Genomic DNA, 20,349 nt, shown 5'->3' with positions numbered 1-20,349 from the left:
CCCAGGCTACGCAATGTAGCCTGGGCTTTTTAATGATGAAACGTTTTTATCAGCCAAACGCGTTGATGTGCTTCTGGAAGATAGCCTCATATTTGTTGGCTGCTGCCGTTTGTTTGGCCTCTTTGCACGCTTCTACAATTGTTTGCAGAATGTAAAGGTCGGAATCGGGACTGCCAAAGCGGTTCCCATTCCCCGTTTTGTCATAGGTCAATGCCTGATCCGCGCGCTTAGCCATGATATCGGCAATTTCAAGGGCTTTTTTGCTATCGCCTACCTCGAACAGGAACCGCACGTAATTCGATGAAATCTGGTCATACGGAATGCTCTTGTCCGGAATAACTTTCAGCGAATAATTGAGTACCTCACGAGCCTTGTCTTTCTTGCCTTCACGGATAAACTGATCGGCCAGTCGGAAGAAGGCAATTCGAGCCGAAATCACTGGTGGTCCTTTGTAGGTATCATCATAATACACATTCGGGTTGTCGAACTCGCGCCAGAAGGTTTTCTTCGTCATATTGGTAAACATGATCTCGGAGTTTACATAGCCATCTGTCGCGCCTGGCACGGCTACCGGCATCAGCCGATACGCATAACCTTCCAACTGCATATAGTTTTTCAGACTCAGGTAATTATCGCTCGCCAGCGTGCTCGAAAAATAGATTGGCCGCTTCCAGTTATTGGTTGCAATCATATCGAGTATAATCAGATCGGGCTTGTAGAGATCCTTCTTACCGATAGTCCATTGTAGGGTATCCTTCATCAATGGGCGAAGCGCTGCCGGTACAAAGTTCGCTTTGTCTACAGCGGCTTTGTCAATAGGCAGGAATAAAACTGACGATGGCAGAATACTCGTCATATCACCATTGGTAAGAGGCACCTGAACGGCTGGATTGCTTGTTTTAATCAGGTTGATGTATTGCTTGAGGTCAATACCGTTTTTCACTCCCGGCACTTCATAAAACGGCACAATGTCGTTTTTCCCTTTATTGAAATTGTCGAATTCGAGCGAAATCGGTAGGGCCTCAGACTGATACGTCTTCCGTTTCATCTGCTGGATATACCACTCTGTTCCCAATAAGCTTAGGTTGCACACCCGAACATCGGTACGGAAGCCTTCAACCTCCTGCACATACCAAAGGGGAAATGTATCATTATCGCCACCCGTAAACAGCACCGCATTGGGGGCACAGGAGTTGAGTAGATTCTTAGCAAAATCAACCGATTGGTAACGCTTATCACGGTTATGATTGTCCCAGCTTTTGGCGCCCATCATTAGCGGCACTAACAGGCAAACACCCGCTACCAGCCCATTACGAGCCATATCTGATTTGAGATAGGCTCGTAAACCTTCAGCAATAGACATCACGCCTAACCCGAGCCAGATAGCAAAGAAATAGAACGATCCAACATAGATATAATCGCGTTCGCGCGGCTCGGACGGGGGCGAGTTAAGGAAGATTTGCAGGGCAATGCCAGTGAATAAAAATAGCAGTCCAACAATCAGGAAATCGCGCCGACGACGGAAATACTGGAATGTAATACCGAACAGGCCCAGCACAAACGGTAACATATAGAAGTTGTCGCGGGCCTTATTATGCACTAATAAGTCTGGCGCGTTCTGGTCTGATGACCAGGGTAGTAGATAACCCGCTCCTTCTTCATCGCTCTCACGCCCGGCGAAATTCCACATCAGATACCGCCACCACATATGGCCCAATTGGTAACTGAACAAATACTTTAAGTTGTCGCCCATTGTCGGCTTTTGCCCTTCGGCTAAGCCCAACATCTGACGGTACAAGGCGGGGTGATTTTGCTGACTGCTATACACACGCGGAAACAGCATTTCGTCGCCAGGAGAATATATATATTCCGGCTGGTGATCGAAAACAACGTATCTACTGCCTTCTTTTTTCCACATAGCAGCCCCTGGTTTCTGGTCGATGGGACGGGCCGTAAAAACTGGTCCGTACAGCAGCGAGCGGCTGCCGTACTGCTCCCGACGCAGATACGACAGAAAGTTCAGTTCATCGCTGGGGTCATTTTCGTTGATAGGTGGATTAAAATCCGCCCGTACCAACACCTGCATATATGATGCGTAGCCAATCAGCACAAACGCCAGGGCCAGTAATGACGTGTTCAGGATAACGCGCTTCTGCCGAGCGGACCAGATGATGCCATACACGATAGCACCGATAAAAACAACGGTGAAGAAAATAGCACCAGAGGTAAACGGTAAACCAAGTGTGTTCACAAAGAACCGTTCGACGGTGAAGGCCATACCCGGCAAACCCGGTATTATACCTGCGTTGATTATACCTAGAATGACTAAACCAATGCCAAACGCAAGGGCACCACCCCAGAACGTTGGTTTTGGATATTTTTTAAAGTAATAAATCAGCGCCAGGGCGGGCAATGTAACGAGGTTCAGTAAGTGGACACCGATTGACAAACCTGTGAGGTAAGCAATGAAAATGAGCCATCGGTTAGCAGCCGCTTCATCGTCGATACGTTCCCATTTAAAGGCTGCCCATACGACAATAGCCGTAAAAAACGACGACATGCCATAGACCTCTGCTTCAACAGCCGAGAACCAGAACGTATCTGAGAACGTATACGCTACCGCGCCAACGGCTCCTGTTCCTATAACCAGCAAGGTGTCGGCGGTAGTGTATTCACTCTCCAATTTGCCTAATGATTTCTGTGCCAGCATCGTGATGGTCCAGAACAGGAAGGCAATCGTGAATGCACTGGCTAGTACGGATGCCATGTTAACCCAATAGGCCACATTAGTTAGGTTGCCCAAGGAGAACATGGAGAAAATCCGGCCCAACAACAGGAAAAACGGTGCACCGGGTGGGTGCGGAACCTGAAGTTTAAACGAACACGCAATGAACTCGCCACAGTCCCAGAAACTGGCGGTACGTTCCACTGTCATCGCATACGTAATAAGCGCGACCGCGAAAACCAACCAGCCCGTTAGGATGTTCAGGCGTTTAAATGATTGCATACAAATAAAGGATTAGCGAACTGCTTTTGTGTAAGTAATGGCCAAAATTACGCAAAAAGAAGCCCGTCCGTGGCAGAACGGGCTGTTAAAGTTTGTTAAGGTGACCTGTGTATTTATCGGTATCGATGCCAGTTCTGTTAACAACGGTTCAATTTTGGCCGATTGGTTGAAATGCTCCAGCGTCCCGGTCAATTGGCCAGTGTTTTTGATACAGTTCAGTAGCCAGCCACATAGCTTGTCTAAATTTGGCCACCGTTTTTCGCCGAACAGATACGGTCAATACCTAGATGGAAACTATTGATGGAAAACCTGACGAAGCCGTCTGCATTGCCGGTAAACACACGGTATGGCACTTCTTCTCGGCTTTCCGTTGATTTGCCTGCGAAGCCATTGGTGATCAGGCGGCTCAATAAATCTCCCCGCGTGCCGCTATTAGTGTATTCTGCATCAGCGAGCAGATTGTCATTAGGCCAACGCCACCCGGAACGGGCGTAATAAAACTCGTTTTAGGTGCGACTTCGTCAAATTTTACATCACCCTTGAGCGCAAAGCCACTTTTTTTGCTGGCATCCGGCACGCGTTCCAGACCCACATCAATGACAACGGCTCCGGGTTTTACCATGTCGGCCGTTACAAATTCCGGTTTGCCAAGCGCGGCCACTAAAATATCCGCCGAGCGGCAAATTTCAGCGAGGTTTTGAGTACGGCTATGGGTAATCGTAACAGTGCAGTTGCCGGGGTAGGTGTTGCGCTGCATCAAAATAGACATGGGCAAACCGACAATCTGGCTCCTGCCTACAACTACACAATGTTTACCGGCGGTTTTGATATCATAACGTTTAATCATTTCCAAAACACCCTGCGGAGTTGCCGATATGTAGGCGGGCAAGCCTTTAGCCATGCGGCCAATGTTGATGGGATGAAAACCGTCTACATCTTTGGCCGGATTGATCGTTTCCATGACTTTATCGGCGGAGATATGATCGGGGAGGGGGAGCTGCACAATCAGACCATCCATGTCAGGATTCTCGTTTACCTCGCGAACTTTATCTAATAACTCAGCTTCCGAAACCGACAGGTCGAAGCGAATCAGCGTTGAGTGCATGCCAACCTCTTCGCAGTTTTTCATTTTAGAGGCTACGTAGGTTTCTGATGCCCCTTTGTTGCCAACGAGAATGGCTACCAGGTGGGGAATCTTGCCGCCCTGCTCACGTATTTGTGCGACTTCAGCCGCGATTTCTAGTTTGATTTGTGTCGAAAGTAACTTACCGTCAAGGAGTTGCATAAAATTATCTTTGCGTTGGTAGCGGAAGCTTTGCATCTTCAACGCTCACGTATTGTGAACGGAAAAGACGCGAAGAACGGCGCAAAGGTCGCAAAGATTAGGAAACTACCCGTATGTCTGCTGCCATTCCTTTTTCAGTTTCTTATACTGTTCGTCCTCTCGCGCCTGAAGGTACTTGCCGTAAAAAATCCGGGCCGACTTGGCTTTGACCGGGTCTTCGTTTCGGGGGAGCTGGTCGCGGCCATGCGCACCGGAGCGCCCTTTCTGTTCGTCGGGAACGGGACCATCATACTTCTGACCAGTGCGGTGATTGGCATAACGTCTGGATCGTGTATAGCCCATTTGTAGAAACTTACGAGCCATATCCATACCAATGAAGTCCCTCTTTTCCTTATACTCCAGAAATAACTGATAAATTTTTTCGGACGACTCACTAGCGATTTCTGGTGTCTTGAACCGCCAATAAGGCAGAATTTCGGACTTGTACGGTTGTACAAGCAAAACACCCATTTCCCCCCTTCCCACGCGGTATAGTTCGGGTTGTTCGCGCAGATTCAGATTTCGGTAGTCGAGGTCGTAGTTGAAAGCGCGGTCGTTTTCGGGCATACTCTACACGCCATTTAGGCTAAAATTAAGCGTAATTAGATAACACGTTTGACTGGTGAAAGTCCTAACGGTAGCTCATTATTTTTCCGGAACTTCTGGGTGATTGTCATCAACACCAACATAATTTTTTACTTTCGTTCAAAACGGAAACGTATGACTTGGTACAATAAACCAGCAATCTGGTCGGAGGATAACGATTCGTTGTACGTGCGGGTGGAAGGCTACACCGACTACTGGCGCGTGACGCATTATGATTTTATTCGCGATAACGGCCATTTCTACTACCAGGAGCAGGCCGGTGATTTTGTGGCCAGTGTTAAAATAACGGGTCAGTATAAAGATTTATACGATCAGGCTGGGTTGATGATCCGGCTCGATGAGCGCAATTGGATAAAGACCGGCATTGAGTACGTTGACGAGCGACAACACGTCAGCGCTGTCGTTACCCGTGAGTTTTCTGACTGGTCAGTTTGTCCACAAAATCACAATCCGCCGTCAACTTATTTACGCTTAACTCGCCAAAACGACTCGGTGCGAATTGACTATTCGTTTGATGATTTTACGTATCAGATGCTGAGGCTGGTGTACTTTCCACCCGACGTAACCCTACAAATTGGTTTAGTAGCAGCTGCGCCGGATGGACAAGGTTTCGATGTGACATTTGACCGGTTTGCTGTGCTGGATATTTCGTAAATTGGGCTTACGGTGCCAGCCAGGACATTTTTGAATCGGGTTCGTACTGAAAACGTGCCCGTACCTGCCCATCCCGACTTAGGTGTAGATAGTCCATCGTCAGTACACGACATTCGATTGCGGCAAAATTATCGCGTCCATTTTCGCTTTCTTCGAGTGACGGCAGACCTGCGCCCAGGTGGGTAGGAAAGCCAGGATAGGGGCTGGGTTGCACACTACCGGGCTTATGTTCCGAAAGGTAGTTTTTTCGATTACCAACTCCCAGTGTTTGCCATTGTTCATCGGCCAGATAATCATTGGTGTGTAGGCGAGTTTCGACTGTCAAACGGAGTTGAATCTGTTGGGTGTCATCCCAAAATAGTAAGGTAGCGTCAGGAAACGCTTCGAGCTGCATCACCTTAGCCGCCCGCACATCGGTGTGGAACCAAACATATTTTCGAACCACATCAACTTGCCGTAGTACTACTGTTCGGGCATCGGCTCCATTGGCTGTACGACAGGCAAGGGTCATCGTTTTAAACCCCATGTCTTTCTTTCCCTCGAGGGCTGCTGCGAGTTTCTGCCAGCTATCCTGCTCAAGGTCAGTTAGCGTAAGTGAAATAGTAGGGTAAACGGATGGTTCGGGTGGTGTCATTAGTATACGAGTAAACAAAAAATAGCTCTGTCAAGGCTGATTAACGAGTAACATGCTTTTTTTGTTTGCAGCAGTAAGTTATCGGTAAAGTATGAGAAGCGGCATAACCAGTGAGGGTATTTATCTGTTTATCTAGTAGATCAGCCGACCATCTGCCAACATACTTATCAGTCTTATGTGTTTCCATAAATCACTCAATGTCAAGGCATCAGAGCTTGAAGGCCGGTATGAAGCCGCTTTGCCGCCCTCGGCTAATTTTCAGCCGATTTATCATGCGAATGCCTACAATTTTCCTGCCTGGCCTATTGTAACGCGGCAGGAGCCCGGTAAACTACAACTAATTCACTGGGGGCTTATTCCGCGCTGGACCCGAAGCCAGGATTCGGCTGAGGAGATTCGCACCAAAACCATTAATGCCCGGTCGGAAACGATTTACGAAAAACCATCATTTCGGTCGGCGGCACAGAGTGGAAAACGGTGTCTGATTCCGGTTACTGGATTTTTTGAATGGTATACAGCGGGAAGTAAGAAATTTCCATTCTATATCAGTCCCAGCGACCAGAAAATTACGTCGATTGCGGGTTTATGGGACGAATGGCCGGACCCTGACACGGGTGAATTAATTCCGACATACACGTTGCTGACTACCGAAGCCAATCCGCTACTGGCGGCCATTCATAATACCAAAAAACGAATGCCGTGTGTATTGACCCCTGACGCTGAACAAGCCTGGTTACATGATGACCTGAACGAGACCGATGCCCTGGCGTTGCTGGCACAGCAATACCCCGCAAGCAAGATGCACAGTTATAGCATCAGCAAGCGTATCACGTCTCGAACGGAGCCAAGTGATGTTCCCGATGTGTTAACCCGAGTCGATTATCCAGAATTAAACAATAACACTCAACTGTTCAGTTAAGTAATCGTATCCGCTCGTCCATGTTGCGGGCCGCTTGTGTAGAATTAGATTTTATCAGGAAATTTGTCCCGAATTTTGGTCAACTAGGTTGTCTTTGTGGAATTATCCCAAGTTGACATATACAGTGATTTACTCTATTTATTGATTTTTACCTGAATATGAAAAAAGTATTACTTTCTCTATGCGTAGGTACTGCCTTGTTAACAGCCCCAAATGTGGTGTGGGCGCAGTTTCCGGCGTTACCGGGCGGTGGGCAGAGACCGGCAGTTGCTATTCCCGGTACGTCGAGCGATGATTCGCCCCGAGGCAGTGCGAAACTAACCGGTATAGTGACTGATTCAACAACGGGTAAGCCCGTTGAGTTTGCCAGTGTCGCTCTGGTTAATGCACAGACGAAAAAGCCAATTGACGGAACCGTTGCCGATGACAAGGGTAAGTTTACGCTTACCAAATTGCCACAGGGTGATTTTCAACTCCTGATTTCGTTTGTTGGTTACCGGAACAAAACCATTTCGAGTGTTAAACTCGACCGTAAAGGTGACATTAACTTAGGGGCGATTAAATTGGGTGCCGATGTTCGGACGCTGAAAGAAGTCGAAGTTGTTGGGCAGTCGTCGCTGGTGGAAGAAAAAGTTGACCGACTGGTCTATAATGCCGAGAAAGACATTACCGCTAAAGGGGGCGATGCCACCGATGTAATGCGTAAAGTGCCGCTCTTGTCGGTGGATTTAGACGGTAATGTCAGTTTGCGGGGTAGTAGCAACGTGCGGGTGTTGATCAACAACAAACCCTCCACCATTGTTGCTAGCAGCGTGGCTGATGCGTTGAAGCAAATTCCAGCCGATATGATTAAAACGGTTGAGGTAATTACCAGTCCTTCAGCTAAATATGATGCCGAAGGGTCAGCGGGGATTATCAACATCATCACGAAGAAAACTACTTTACAGGGCTTTACACTCAATGTCGATTCGGGTGTGGGTAACCGGGGTACTAATCTTGGTTTGAACGGTAACCTGCGAACCGGTAAAATGGGCTTTAGCCTGAGCGGTTTTGGGCGGGCGAATTACAACGTACTCGGTCGCTTTGCTAACACCCAGAGAACGTTTGGCAGTAACGGTACGACAACCACCGATCAAACGGCTGACACGCGGATGCACGGAATTTTTGGCCAGTATACTCTTGGGTGGGATTACGACATCAGCAAAACCAGCTCTATCACTGCTAGTTTGCGTTACGGTGCACGTAATAACTACCAGAATCAGGACAATTTCCTGACACGCACGATCTCCCCAAGTTCGTATTTTCCAATCGTGTCGGATCGTAACGTACTCACCAAAGATTTGTCGGGTACAGTCGATGCAAACGTTGATTACACACGCACGTTTGACAAGCCGCAGCAGGAGCTGAGCTTATCGGCACAGTTCAGCCGCAACAATCGTAATAACGACTTCACCGCTGATATTTTAAGTTCAGCCGATTTCTCGACCATTGTAGCTCGTCAGCAGAACCTGAACAACAGCTATAATCAGGAATCAACGATACAGGGCGATTACCAAACGCCGATCGGCAAAAATCAGATGCTTGAATTTGGTGGCAAAGGCATTTTCCGGCAGGTTGAAAGTGCATTTAGCTACAGAGTTGGTAGCGGATCCGGCGAACTGTTAGTTGATCCGACCCGCTCCGCCAACACGCTGAATTATGACCAGAATATTGGGGCTGGTTATGTTTCTTACACGCTGACAACAAAAAACAAATACACTATCAAGGCCGGAACGCGCTACGAGCACACCACAATTACGGCGAACTACAGCCAGAATCAGCCGGGTGAGCAGGGCGGAGCTGCCGGAACCGATTTGGGTATTCCCAGTTACAGCAATCTGGTGCCGAGTATCAATATATCAAAGTCATTGAAGGGGGGCAAAACCATCAAATTGGCTTATAATCGGCGGTTGCAACGTCCTGGTATCCAGTTCTTGAATCCGAACGTCAACACATCGAACCCAACCAGTATTACCAAGGGAAATCCGTTGCTATCGCCTGAGTTGACCGACAATCTTGAGTTAAGTACCAGCGCCTATATCAAAAATGTGTACCTGAATGTTGCGCTGTTTGCCCGGCAAACAAACAACTCCATTACCAGCGTTCGCGATACCGTTACTACTGGTGCGGGGCAAGTGACTAACCCGACGCTGGCGCAGGCTATTCAAACATCCTACTTAAACATAGGCCGTGAATCGGCCTACGGGACGAACGTGTTTGGAAACGCAACATTTTTCTCGAGATGGCAAATTGGTGGAGGATTCGATCTCTATTATTCTTATCTAACCAACAACAATGCCGCGTCTGTTTACAATGCTACCAATTCGGGATGGGTTGTAACTGGACGGTTCTTCACAAACCTGACACTCAAAAATGGCTGGGGAATGCAGGGTTTTGGCTTTATTCGGGGTAAGCAAATACAATTGCAGGGTTATCAGGGCGGATTTGCCTTCTACAGTCTTGGCGTGAAGAAAGACCTGAAAGACAAACGTGGCAGCTTCGGTATTGCTGCTGAGAACTTTTTCAGTCATCCATTCACGATTCGGTCGGAGTCATCATCACCCATTTTTGCTCAGAATAGCGTGACTAGCATGTACAATGCTGGTGTCCGAGCCAACTTTAGCTACAAGTTTGGGAAGCTGAGCTTTGATCAGCCGCAGCGTAAAAAAGGACGTTCGGTCGAAAACGACGACGTGAAAGGTGGTGAAGGTGGTGGCGAACAACAACAAGCAGCACCAGCCGCTGGTGGTACTCGCCGACCTCGGTAGGATAAGACAAGAATAGGAACAAGAGAAAGGGCAATAGGTATCACCTATTGCCCTTTCTCTTGTTCCACTCTACGGCAATAAGGCTGCGCCAAATACACCTGCACTGTCGCCTAATTTGGGTTTCAGGAAGCGCGTGTTTATTTCCCGGCTATTAAAGACGTACTTTTTTGCTCGCTCAACACCTTCGGTATAAAGCAGGTCAACATTACCAACACCCCCACCAAGAACAATGGCATCTGGATCGAGAATATTAATAATGACGGAAATTGCCCGCCCGAAATATTCAAGTAGCCGGTTAACGGTTTGACTGGCCACCAGGTCGTTTCCCTGCTGATACCGATCCATGATTTCCTTCATCGTCCGTTCCTCGCCACTTATCTGCTGATAATATCGTTGCAGAGCCGGGCCAGAAATAACCTGCTCATTGCAGCCGCGTTTGCCACAGTAGCAAGGGGGACCGTTTTCTTCCAGAATATTATGGCCCCATTCGCCACCAATGCCCTGCAAGCCGTTTAATACGAATGGTACACCATCTCGCCCGCGAATGACGACTCCTCCGCCAACGCCCGTACCCATGATGACACCGAAAACGGTTTGGAACTCGGGAACAACATCTGGCACAATACCCATTGTCGATTCAGCCAGTGCAAAACAATTCGCATCATTGGCTACTGCAACCGGAACGCCCAGCAGCCGGGCCAGATCCTGTTTCATCGGGCGGCCGTTCAGCGCCGTTGTGTTACAATTTTTCATTGTTTGCCGGGTCGGATCGAAGGTGCCGGGCGTTGCAAACCCAATGCGATCAGGTTTCAGACCGGTTTCAGCTTTCAATATATCAACAAGCCGAACAATCTGGGCCATAATATGGTCATAGCCTTTATGGGCTTCCGTGTCAATCCGTTTGCGAATAATGACGGCGTTTGGTGAGGGAGCGGACAGTATAACACCTTCAATTTTGGTACCGCCTAAGTCAATGCCCCAATAATTTTGCATGTAAAAAAATGGTCTATGATTCTGATTTCTGTGCCAAACCGTATAAGGTTTATAGTAGCTAATTTGCTGTTTATACTCGTTTGCTACTGCTCGCTCAACAACTAAGTTTGGCAATCGCTACAGCCCTTTCTACAGATTCGCACAACATATGAATTATTTACTATAGAAAAAGAGCTTGTTTTCCCTTCGCTTTTTCGGAATTTCGTATCTCGAACAGATTTGACATCAAATCAACGATCATAAAGTCAAAATTAAAAATATACTATGCTTACACCCGGCCAGAAAGCTCCTGAGTTCACCCTCTTTAACAGCGATAAGAAGGAAGTTTCGCTGACGGATTTCAAGGGTAAACATGTTATTATCCTCTTTTTCCCGATGGCTTTTACAAGTACCTGTACGGCTGAGCTTTGTGAAATGCGTGACAATATTAATACGTATTCGGACCTAAACGCCGAAATTGTGGGCATTTCGGTTGATTCACCGTTTACACTGGCCAAATTTAAAGAAGACCAGAAGCTGCCATTCGATTTGCTGTCCGATTTTAACAAAGAAGTCTCACCCGCGTATGGTTCCTTTTACGAAACCTTCGTGCTGAATCTGAAGGGCGTTAGTAAACGTTCGGCGTTTGTGGTTGATCAGGACGGTGTAATTCAATATGCCGAAGTGCTCGAAAGTGCTGGTGACATTCCTGATTTTCAAGCTATTCAGGAAACCCTGACCTCACTTAATTAATGTTGAAGTATGACGAATAGCGGGCGCGTCTGCTCGATGATGAATACCTTGAGACTGAGGTCATTCATAACCTATCATTCATAATTCTTCATTCGAAAATGGCCTGGTATCACAACTTTTTTCATGGATTACCGCAAGATGCCTGGAAGGCCGCGCAAACGGAAGAACAAACACAGCTTGACCTCGAATTACTCGTTGAGACGTTGGAGTTTGGTCCCAATGATCGCTTGCTGGATATCTTCTGTGGCTATGGTCGTCATGCGTTGCCACTGGCACGGATGGGTGCCCGCGTGACGGGTGTCGATATTTCGGAGGAATATATTGCCGAAATAAAGGCCGTTGCTAAGGCCGAAAAATTGCCTTTGGTTGCTATCATGGACGATTTCATGACTATGCCCGAAGCTGATCTTGGAGCCAATGCTTCTTTTGATGCGGCTTATTGTTTAGGCAACAGCTTTAGTTTTTTCCCCCGGTCCGACATGCTGGCATTTCTAACACGCATTGCCGGACTGTTGAAGCAGGGTGGACAGTTTCTGGCCCATTCCGAAATGATTGCCGAATCAATTTTGCCTGACTATCAGGCTCGTAGCTGGCAACCTATTGGGCATGATGGAGACGAACCTATTCTATTTTTAGTTGAGAATGAATATGACCCCCGCGATAGCCGTATCGACTCACATCTGACTTATGTGCGGGCGGGTGAAACCCAAACCCGAACGGCACAGCATTTTGTGTACACGCTTGCCGAACTCTGTAGGTTATTCAGTGAAGCAGGCTTGACGGTCGTTGATTGTTATGGTACTGTCGAAGGAGATATGTTCACACTTGGTGACGAAGCGGTTTGGATAGTAGCTAAAAAAAGTTGAGTACTTAATATCAACTAGTTCCTCTTACATTAATTTAATAATATGTAACTAGTTTTGGTTTAATGTAGTGCTTGTCAGTTGTTTGCGTAGTTTATTGTAGAATTTCTTTAACTTTTTTAAGAAAAATTGCATTAAATCATAGTAAATCCGTAGTTTTCTACCAATTTAACACCGTTAACCGACGACTTAATTAACTGGTATTTTATGGAAACCATCGAACGAAAGTTACGTAGTCGGGAACAAACCCGTTCCGGGATCATAAAAACGGCAAAATCAATTGCGCGTCGGGAGGGTTGGCAAGCCGTATCGATCCGCAAAATAGCTGACGCAATAGAATATAGTGCCCCTATAGTTTATGAATACTTCGACAGTAAAGATGTTCTTTTAGACGAAATACGGAATGAGGGTTTCCTGCATTTATATCAGGAGTACGAACGCATTCTGAAACTGTACCGGGATCCCGAGAAGCGGCTTTATGAAATCTCGCTCGTTCAGTGGGAATTTGCCCGCCAGCAGCCGGAGATTTATCAGGTTATGTACAATTTGGACGGGGCTTATTGCACAATACCTGTCTATCAGTCAGAACCAATGCAGTCTGTCGGTCGTATTGTGCGCCAAGCCATCTTCTCTTTTATTCCTAAAGCAGAGGAGAGTATCAAGCGACTATATTTTCAGTGGTGGTCGGTGTCACACGGTACGATTATGTTGTCCATGCTTCTAAAAGACGAGCAACCACTTGACCAGTCCGAACAAGCCTATCGCGAAACAATGCGCCGGTTTATACGTGATTTAAGATAGATAAGTAATGTGGGTGGAAACCCGTTGTTAGTAAATATGGAGTAGGTAGAAGTCCGCTCTACTTGATTATAGCTCATGCATATTGCCATCATCGGCGCTACCGGTATGCTTGGTCAGCCCGTAACGCAGGAGTTTATCCAGGCTGGTTTTTCTGTTCGCATCATCGCCCGTGATGTCGAAAAAGCGAATCAGCTATTTCCTGGTGCGGATATTGTTGCTGGTGACATGCGCGATGCTCAGAGTATGACTAACGCCCTGCGTGGAGTTGATGTTGTGTATCTGAATCTGTCCATCAAGCAAAACGAGAAGAAAGCTTATTTTCATACCGAAGCAGAGGGATTGGCAAACCTACTTCAAGCTGCTCGAATGGTTGGTATCCGGCGAATTGGCTATTTATCGTCAATTGTCATGCGGTATCAGGGCATGAACGGGTTCAATTGGTGGGCATTTGATGTTAAACGGGAGGCACTACAACTTATTAAAGCATCGGGTATTCCATATAGTATTTTTTATCCATCCTGTTTTATGGAAACCCTAAATGGGTCACAACGAGTGGGAAGATTTGTACTTCTGATTGGTCGATCATTTGTACGGCCCATGTTCATAGCTGCCCATGACTACGGAAAACAGGTGGTACAGGCTTTCCTGATTGCGCAGGATGGGCAGAATCAGGAATATGTTATTCAGGGACCAGAAGCTGTCACTCAACACGAAGCCGCCGAACGGTTTGTAGCAGCTCACAAAAAGGAAACATTAAGTATACTTACAGTTCCCCCATTACTACTGCAAGTTGGACGACTATTTTCAGCACAGGCCGATTACGGTTGGCATATAACCGAAGCCATTAACAAATACCCCGAAGCCTTTGAGGCTGGCCAAACTTGGGCCGATTTGGGAGAACCCAAGACTACGCTGGAGCAGTTTGGACAGCAGTAGTACAGAGTAAACTGTTCCAAAGGCTATTAGACGCTTTTATTTTCGGACCCGTCCATACGCCTAATGCATAGGCAAGCTTTTTACTTTGCCGCCAGCGACATCATCCACGCTGTGTTGAATGATAAACGCCTTTGGGTCAACTTCGGTGACCATCGTCCGCAGACGGCTGATTTCCAGACGAGTCACTACCGTGTAAAGAACACTGTCAAGGTCCTGGTGACTCCCGTGTTTACCATATCCTCCCTGACCTTTCAGAATAGTTATGCCCCAACCCTGTTCGATAATATGCTCCCGAATCAATTCATTTTGTTTAGAGATGATCAGAACGGCGGTATATTCTTCAATACCATGAATAACAAAATCCACAGTTTTCGACGCAGCGAAGTAGGTAATCATCGAATAAAGAGCTGGATTTATGCCTAGAAAGAAGGCCGCAGCACCAAAAATGAGCACATTAAGTAATAAGATTACATCGCTCACTTTCAGGATAGGACTACTCCGACTGATGAGTAAAGCTGCAATTTCCGTTCCGTCTAATACGGCCCCTCCCCGCATGGCCAGCCCAATGCCAGCGCCAATGAAGAAACCACCGAAAACCGCTGTTAATAAGAAATCGGGTGTTACATCCGGATAGGGAATGATTGCCAGGCTGATGGATAGACCTGTGATGGCCAGCGTACTTTTGAGAGCAAACTGACGGCCAAACTGCCGATAACCCAAGCCAATAAAGGGCAGGTTAATGACTAATAACCAGATCGGTAGCGGTACGCTGATTAACGAGGCTAGTAACATCGAAACTCCTGTAACGCCCCCGTCAATAAAATGACTTGACAAGAGAAAGCCTTTGATGCCCATACCGGCACTGAGCACGCCAGCAACAATAAAAACGGTATCTTTAATTATTCGGTAAGAAGAGGTATGTCCGGGCATAAGTTGACGAGTGGATGGACTGAAACGGGTGGCGAGCAGGTAATTAGCCGAGTGAGTACACGGCAAATGGTAGACTAAATAAATAGCATCTATTTACCTAGTCTACCATTTGCCCACTCGATTATCTTCTCAATATAAGCCTTCTATAGATAAATAGCGCTCGCCCGTGTCATAACAGAACGTTAAAATTCGGCTGCCGGGTGTGAGATCTGGCAATTTCTTTGCGATAGCTGCCAGCGATGCTCCTGATGAGACACCCACAAACGTACCTTCTTCCCGAGCCGACCGGCGAGCCATTTCATAGGCTTCTTCTTTGCTCACCTGAATAACGCCATCCAGTATATCGGTATGTAGATTCTGGGGAATGAACCCTGCGCCGATGCCCTGAATGGGGTGGGGGCCTGGTGCACCACCACTGATGACCGGTGATAATTCAGGCTCTACAGCGTAAATTTTTAACCTGGGAAATTTCTGTTTGAGTACTTGACCTACACCAGTTATATGCCCACCGGTACCAACACCGGTAATGAGTACGTCGAACCCATCAGGGAAATCAGCCAAAATTTCCTGCGCCGTTTTGTTAACGTGCACATCGATGTTTGCTTGATTCTCGAACTGTTGCGGCATCCAAGCACCGGGTGTTTGAGCAACTAGTTCCTGTGCTCGTTCAATAGCTCCTTTCATCCCTTTCTCGCGGGGTGTCAGGTCGAACTCGGCTCCATAAGCCGCCATAATTTTACGTCGTTCAATGCTCATGGATTCGGGCATGACCAGAATGATTTTGTAGCCCTTCACCGCTGCGACCATCGCCAGCCCAATGCCGGTGTTACCCGACGTTGGCTCAATAATAGTGCTGTCGGTAGTGAGTATGCCTTTTGCTTCGGCATCTTCAATCATGGCCAGCGCAATGCGGTCTTTTATGCTCGCGCCAGGATTGGCCCGCTCATGCTTCGACCAAACTTCGTAACCCGGAAATAGCCGATTGATGCGCACATGGGGTGTATTGCCAATAGTGTCGAGAATGGAAGTCGCTTTCATTTAGTGTCAGGAAAGGAATAGTTAGTAGATTGGGGCAATGAAGTAGGTAGCAAAATCAGTCGCTGAGTAGTCAACGAGTTTGTCTGCCTGATTGATTAGATCACAAAATTGATTGGCTCGATGCTTTCCAGCGATCTTAACCTCACATCGGTTTGGTGTTGATGAAAAACGAGTGAGTGCGCTTCAACGCTGGTAGTTAGCCAAACGTTGCCGCCAATTACTGAGTCGTGTCCAACAACGGTGTAACCACCCAGGATCGTAGCATTCGCATAGATAACTACGTTGTTTTCAATAGTTGGATGCCGTTTTTTCTGTGCCATGGATTTCGCCACGTGCGTAGCGCCGAGCGTCACGCCCTGATAAATCTTGACGTTATCGCCGATTATGGTTGTTTCGCCAATAACGACGCCCGTACCATGGTCAATGAAAAACGACCGGCCAATTTGTGCGCCGGGATGAATGTCAATGCCTGTCTGACCGTGCGCATATTCTGTAAGCATACGGGGCAAAAGAGGAACATTGAGTTTAAGTAACTCGTGAGCAATGCGATAAACCGAGATCGTATAAAAACCGGGATAAACGGCTACCACTTCCTCAATACCAACAGCCGCCGGATCATTGTCCGCAATGGCATGGGCATCTAACAGCAACCTGTCATAAATTCCGGGTAAGTGCTCGAAAAAACGTTCGGTAATCGTCGCTGGGCTTTCGGTTAGATTTTTTTCTAACGGATGCAACAGGCAAATGAGCTGCTCATTAAGATTCTGATACGTTTCTTCCACATGTTGCGAAATGGACTTGCAATCCTGCGTAACGGGAAAAAGCAGCCGCATCATTTGGTCGATAAATCGTCCGGCATCAGGTCGCGATGGAAGTTTATAGCGGTAACGCGCCCGCTGGGTTTGTAGGTGATCAAGAAAGGTACTGGTGTCGGTAGTCATGACTGTTCGTATCTGTATCGGAAGGCTGAAGCGCAGGCCCGCTCGTGCGTCGGAACGCAGGTTCGGTAGAATCTACGCCCCACTTTGTGGAAATAGTACACTCTCTGGCTGTTCGTTAAACGAATAAAAAGGAGGTTTATAACCAATAGATTCTATGAATTTGAAACAAAATGCGGGCCGCAAAGTTCGACGGTCCTAATTGGAACCTGATTTGCAGTGAAAAATAGATAAATAAATGAAGTGAAATATCATGTTAAGTAAAACCGTCATCGCATTTACACTTTCGCTGGCAGCTACGTCTGGTGTTTCCTGGCTGGTCGCATCGGCCTGCCAGTCTACTACACAGACGAACACAATGGTGCCGGATTCAACAGGTACCAGTGCAAATACCCTATCGGCAAAAGTTGTCAACGCGTACCCTAAACTTACGTTTTCATCGCCAGTAGAGTATACATATGCTAACGATGGCAGTAATCGCGTATTTGTGGTGGAACAGGCAGGGCGTATTCGAGTATTTGAGAACGATGCCAATACAGCCTCAGCCGGTACATATGTAGATATTCGAAGTAAAGTAGCGTCTGGTGGCGAAATGGGATTGTTGGGACTAGCCTTTCACCCCGATTTTAAACAGAACGGCTTTTTCTACGTCAACTACACCAAAGACAACCCCCGCGAAACCATTGTGAGTCGATTTAAAGCGCAATCGGCTGGATCGTTGACGGTTGATCCCGCGTCAGAGGTGATTCTGTTCAAGTTTGGACAGCCGTATGCCAACCATAACGGGGGCAAAGTTCTGTTTGGACCAGATGGGTATTTGTACGTTTCTACCGGAGACGGTGGCAGTGGGGGCGACCCGCAAAACAACGGCCAGAACCGAAGCAGCTGGTTAGGGAAAATCTTACGCGTAGATGTAAATAGTACTGATAAAGGGCAATATGGTATCCCAACCGACAATCCATTTAAAGGTAATACGAATGGGTATCGGGAAGAAATTTTTGCCTATGGACTACGCAATCCCTGGCGGGTTAGTTTCGATGAACAGGGCCGCCTGTGGGCGGGCGATGTAGGCCAGGACAAAATTGAAGAAGTTGACATTGTTACCAAAGGTGGCAATTACGGCTGGCGAGTTAAGGAAGCCAATGCAGATTTTAACGCAAAGGATAACAGCGTGAACGCAACTGATTTGATCGCGCCAGTCTGGCAGTACACGCACGATAGTGGGGATGTATCGATTACGGGCGGAGTCGTCTATAGAGGGGCTGCAAGTCCCGCTCTGCGTGGAAAATACATCTATGCTGATTACGCCAGCGGACGTGTTTGGGCACTAACGCCAAATGGTAGTAAAGCTGCCGCCAATCAGGAAATCGTGACGCAGGCGGGAAACATTTCGGCGTTTGGCGAAGACCAGAAGAAAGAACTGTACCTCTGCGATCTGGGCTCGGGAAAGATTCTGAAACTGGTTGGAAACTGATTAATTCTTTTTGCCAGACAAAAACAATACTAGTTGATTAGGAAGCCCACTGCTTAGGCAGTGGGCTTTTTTTGTATCTTGAGACTTTATTCTGTAGAGTAACTGATGACGACCACCGTTTTTGACTCACCACTGGGTTTAGTACGTATCACCGGCGATGATAGTGGGGTTTCTACCATCTCCTGCAACGATGGGTCAATGAGTGAAAGCCTGATGGAAACGCCACTTGCGGAGCCCGTTCGGTTGGCCGTTGAGCAACTACAGGATTATTTCGCTGGAGCGCGGCAGTCATTTGATTTTCCGCTAAATCCGGTAGGAACGGTTTTTCAGCAGGCTGTTTGGCGGGCGTTGCTCGATGTTCCCTTTGGCAAAACACTTTCCTATATGACTTTGACCCGGCGCATCGGTGACGAAAAAGCAATTCGGGCAGTGGCAGCAGCTAATGGCCGAAATCCGCTCTGGATTGTGGTACCTTGCCATCGTATTATCGGCTCCGATGGCTCGCTCACCGGATACGCTGGTGGTCTGTGGCGCAAGCAATGGTTACTGGAGCATGAAGGAGCCTTTGCCCGTACTGGACAGCTGTCGCTGTTTTGACGTAGCTAATCAACTTAGTAGCCAACAAAATACGTACCTATACCTAATGCCTACTACAGTGTCTTTGCTAGTATTGTCATGCTTACTTCTAACTATCTTAGCTTGCGCCCCGCGCTACAAAGGGCCCCTTACTAACCATTTTAATGGTAAGAAGTTTTTCAATCCAGGTATAGCTGAGCAATCATCGGGCGGGGTGTTAAAGTGGTTGCTCCACCGCGACAAAGGCCCCTGGCCTGAGCAACCAGACGCTTTTGTGGGCGCTCGACCCGCCACACGTATTATGGGAGATAGTCTGGTGCTTACATTTGTGAATCACTCTACATTTCTGATTCAGACAGCCGGGATCAACATTCTGACCGATCCTGTTTGGTCAAAACGGGTAGGACCAACGTCGTGGTTAGGCATTAAGCGCAAACGGCCACCAGGGTTACGTTTTGAGGAATTGCCTCCCATTGACGTAGTATTGCTGAGTCATAATCACTACGATCATCTTGATCTGCCCACAATCAAAAAACTGGTAAAAGCGCATAATCCATTGTTCATTGCGCCCCTCGGTGTATCCTATTTGCCTAAATCGGTTGGTGGACGAACAACTCGCGAACTTGACTGGAATGATACACTTCGGATAAATGACAACCTTTCCTTAAGTTGCACACAGGCACAGCACTTTAGTAACCGGAGCATTGGCGACCGCAACGAAACGCTCTGGTGTGGTTATCTGCTTCACACAAGTTTTGGAACAACGTATTTTTGCGGAGATAGCGGCTATGGCTCACATTTCAAACGAATTGCCGAGCAGGCCCGTACGTCGGCGACTGGTCCTATCAAGTTGGCTCTGTTGCCCATTGGGTCCTACCGGCCAGAGTGGTTTATGGCACCTGTTCATGTTTCGCCAGCCGGGGCTGTGAAGGCATTTGTTGATCTGAAAGCCATGCAGGCAGTAAGCATTCATTTTGGTACCTTTCAGCAGGGAGATGATGGTTTGGCCGAACCCGCCGATGATTTGCGGAAAGCGTTACAGGCAACGAATATCCCAGAACACCTGTTTCTGGTACCGAAAGAAGGACACCCGATGGTGTTTAAGTAAGGCTTAGTT

Annotated in this window: 18 protein-coding genes; 10 read left to right on the top strand and 8 right to left on the bottom strand. The window is 47.5% G+C overall.

Going from position 1 to position 20,349, the window contains the following annotated elements:
- Positions 1 to 49: 49 nt before the first annotated feature.
- The 3 genes from ACFS25_RS20780 to ACFS25_RS20770 all read right to left on the bottom strand — a co-directional run bounded on the left by ACFS25_RS20780 (position 50) and on the right by ACFS25_RS20770 (position 4,898).
- Entirely contained in the window at positions 50 to 3,007 is a 2,958-nt protein-coding gene (locus ACFS25_RS20780; RefSeq protein ID WP_381504839.1) for a glycosyltransferase family 117 protein, read from the bottom strand.
- A 406-nt stretch (positions 3,008 to 3,413) separates the two neighbouring features.
- Positions 3,414 to 4,292: a bifunctional 5,10-methylenetetrahydrofolate dehydrogenase/5,10-methenyltetrahydrofolate cyclohydrolase gene (locus ACFS25_RS20775; RefSeq protein WP_381504837.1), complete on the bottom strand. Its 879-nt coding sequence runs from the start codon at positions 4,290 to 4,292 to the stop codon at positions 3,414 to 3,416.
- Between the two features lie 105 nt (positions 4,293 to 4,397).
- Positions 4,398 to 4,898, bottom strand: coding sequence for a DUF4385 domain-containing protein (locus ACFS25_RS20770; protein ID WP_381504834.1), 501 nt, complete (start codon positions 4,896 to 4,898; stop codon positions 4,398 to 4,400).
- 153 nt (positions 4,899 to 5,051) lie between these two features.
- Here ACFS25_RS20770 and ACFS25_RS20765 point away from each other — a divergent pair, with 153 nt between their 5' ends.
- A complete protein-coding gene (locus ACFS25_RS20765; protein WP_381504832.1) occupies positions 5,052 to 5,591 on the top strand; it encodes a DUF1349 domain-containing protein in 540 nt (179 codons plus the stop codon).
- Between the two features lie 7 nt (positions 5,592 to 5,598).
- Here the strand turns inward: ACFS25_RS20765 and ACFS25_RS20760 are convergent, their stop codons facing one another.
- Positions 5,599 to 6,225, bottom strand: a complete 627-nt coding sequence (locus tag ACFS25_RS20760) for a pyridoxamine 5'-phosphate oxidase family protein (RefSeq protein ID WP_381504830.1) — start codon at positions 6,223 to 6,225, stop codon at positions 5,599 to 5,601.
- Between the two features lie 175 nt (positions 6,226 to 6,400).
- Between ACFS25_RS20760 and ACFS25_RS20755 the strand changes: the two genes are divergently transcribed.
- Together ACFS25_RS20755 and ACFS25_RS20750 are read left to right on the top strand one after the other, a co-directional pair.
- On the top strand, positions 6,401 to 7,144 hold the full coding sequence (locus ACFS25_RS20755) for an SOS response-associated peptidase (RefSeq protein WP_381504828.1): 744 nt from the start codon (positions 6,401 to 6,403) through the stop codon (positions 7,142 to 7,144).
- Positions 7,145 to 7,302: 158 nt separating this feature from the next.
- A complete protein-coding gene (locus ACFS25_RS20750) occupies positions 7,303 to 9,951 on the top strand; it encodes a TonB-dependent receptor domain-containing protein (protein ID WP_381504826.1) in 2,649 nt (882 codons plus the stop codon).
- 69 nt (positions 9,952 to 10,020) lie between these two features.
- Here ACFS25_RS20750 and ACFS25_RS20745 read toward each other — a convergent pair whose 3' ends face one another.
- Positions 10,021 to 10,944: an ROK family protein gene (locus ACFS25_RS20745; protein WP_381504824.1), complete on the bottom strand. Its 924-nt coding sequence runs from the start codon at positions 10,942 to 10,944 to the stop codon at positions 10,021 to 10,023.
- Between the two features lie 264 nt (positions 10,945 to 11,208).
- On the opposite strand from ACFS25_RS20745, the gene ACFS25_RS20740 reads away from it, so the two are divergent.
- The 4 genes from ACFS25_RS20740 to ACFS25_RS20725 all read left to right on the top strand — a co-directional run bounded on the left by ACFS25_RS20740 (position 11,209) and on the right by ACFS25_RS20725 (position 14,276).
- Entirely contained in the window at positions 11,209 to 11,676 is a 468-nt protein-coding gene (locus ACFS25_RS20740; protein ID WP_381504822.1) for a redoxin domain-containing protein, read from the top strand.
- 98 nt (positions 11,677 to 11,774) lie between these two features.
- A complete protein-coding gene (locus tag ACFS25_RS20735; RefSeq protein WP_381504820.1) occupies positions 11,775 to 12,542 on the top strand; it encodes an SAM-dependent methyltransferase in 768 nt (255 codons plus the stop codon).
- Between the two features lie 204 nt (positions 12,543 to 12,746).
- Entirely contained in the window at positions 12,747 to 13,340 is a 594-nt protein-coding gene (locus ACFS25_RS20730; RefSeq protein WP_381504818.1) for a TetR/AcrR family transcriptional regulator, read from the top strand.
- A 75-nt stretch (positions 13,341 to 13,415) separates the two neighbouring features.
- On the top strand, positions 13,416 to 14,276 hold the full coding sequence (locus tag ACFS25_RS20725) for an SDR family oxidoreductase (protein WP_381504816.1): 861 nt from the start codon (positions 13,416 to 13,418) through the stop codon (positions 14,274 to 14,276).
- A gap of 60 nt (positions 14,277 to 14,336) precedes the next feature.
- On the opposite strand, the gene ACFS25_RS20720 is transcribed toward ACFS25_RS20725, so the two are convergent.
- From ACFS25_RS20720 to ACFS25_RS20710, 3 genes are all read right to left on the bottom strand, one after another.
- Positions 14,337 to 15,206, bottom strand: a complete 870-nt coding sequence (locus ACFS25_RS20720) for a YitT family protein (RefSeq protein WP_381504814.1) — start codon at positions 15,204 to 15,206, stop codon at positions 14,337 to 14,339.
- A 129-nt stretch (positions 15,207 to 15,335) separates the two neighbouring features.
- Positions 15,336 to 16,244 (bottom strand): cysteine synthase A, encoded by a 909-nt coding sequence (cysK, locus tag ACFS25_RS20715; protein ID WP_381504812.1) that lies wholly within the window; start codon positions 16,242 to 16,244, stop codon positions 15,336 to 15,338.
- 95 nt (positions 16,245 to 16,339) lie between these two features.
- A complete protein-coding gene (locus tag ACFS25_RS20710; RefSeq protein WP_381504810.1) occupies positions 16,340 to 17,185 on the bottom strand; it encodes a serine O-acetyltransferase in 846 nt (281 codons plus the stop codon).
- Positions 17,186 to 17,435: 250 nt separating this feature from the next.
- Here ACFS25_RS20710 and ACFS25_RS20705 point away from each other — a divergent pair, with 250 nt between their 5' ends.
- The 3 genes from ACFS25_RS20705 (at position 17,436) to ACFS25_RS20695 (ending at position 20,340) form a co-directional block, all read left to right on the top strand.
- The gene (locus ACFS25_RS20705; RefSeq protein ID WP_381504808.1) at positions 17,436 to 18,656 is read left to right on the top strand and encodes a PQQ-dependent sugar dehydrogenase; all 1,221 of its coding nucleotides are present in this window, start codon (positions 17,436 to 17,438) and stop codon (positions 18,654 to 18,656) included.
- 105 nt (positions 18,657 to 18,761) lie between these two features.
- Positions 18,762 to 19,253: a methylated-DNA--[protein]-cysteine S-methyltransferase gene (locus ACFS25_RS20700; RefSeq protein WP_381504806.1), complete on the top strand. Its 492-nt coding sequence runs from the start codon at positions 18,762 to 18,764 to the stop codon at positions 19,251 to 19,253.
- Positions 19,254 to 19,299: 46 nt separating this feature from the next.
- Positions 19,300 to 20,340 (top strand): MBL fold metallo-hydrolase, encoded by a 1,041-nt coding sequence (locus ACFS25_RS20695; protein ID WP_381504805.1) that lies wholly within the window; start codon positions 19,300 to 19,302, stop codon positions 20,338 to 20,340.
- The last annotated feature ends 9 nt before the right edge of the window (positions 20,341 to 20,349 follow it).

Source organism: Spirosoma flavum, assembly GCF_042686045.1.
Lineage (GTDB): Bacteria > Bacteroidota > Bacteroidia > Cytophagales > Spirosomataceae > Spirosoma > Spirosoma flavum.
The sequence above is the reverse complement of the archived record's forward strand: the minus strand, read 5'-3'. Positions and strand labels throughout refer to the sequence as shown.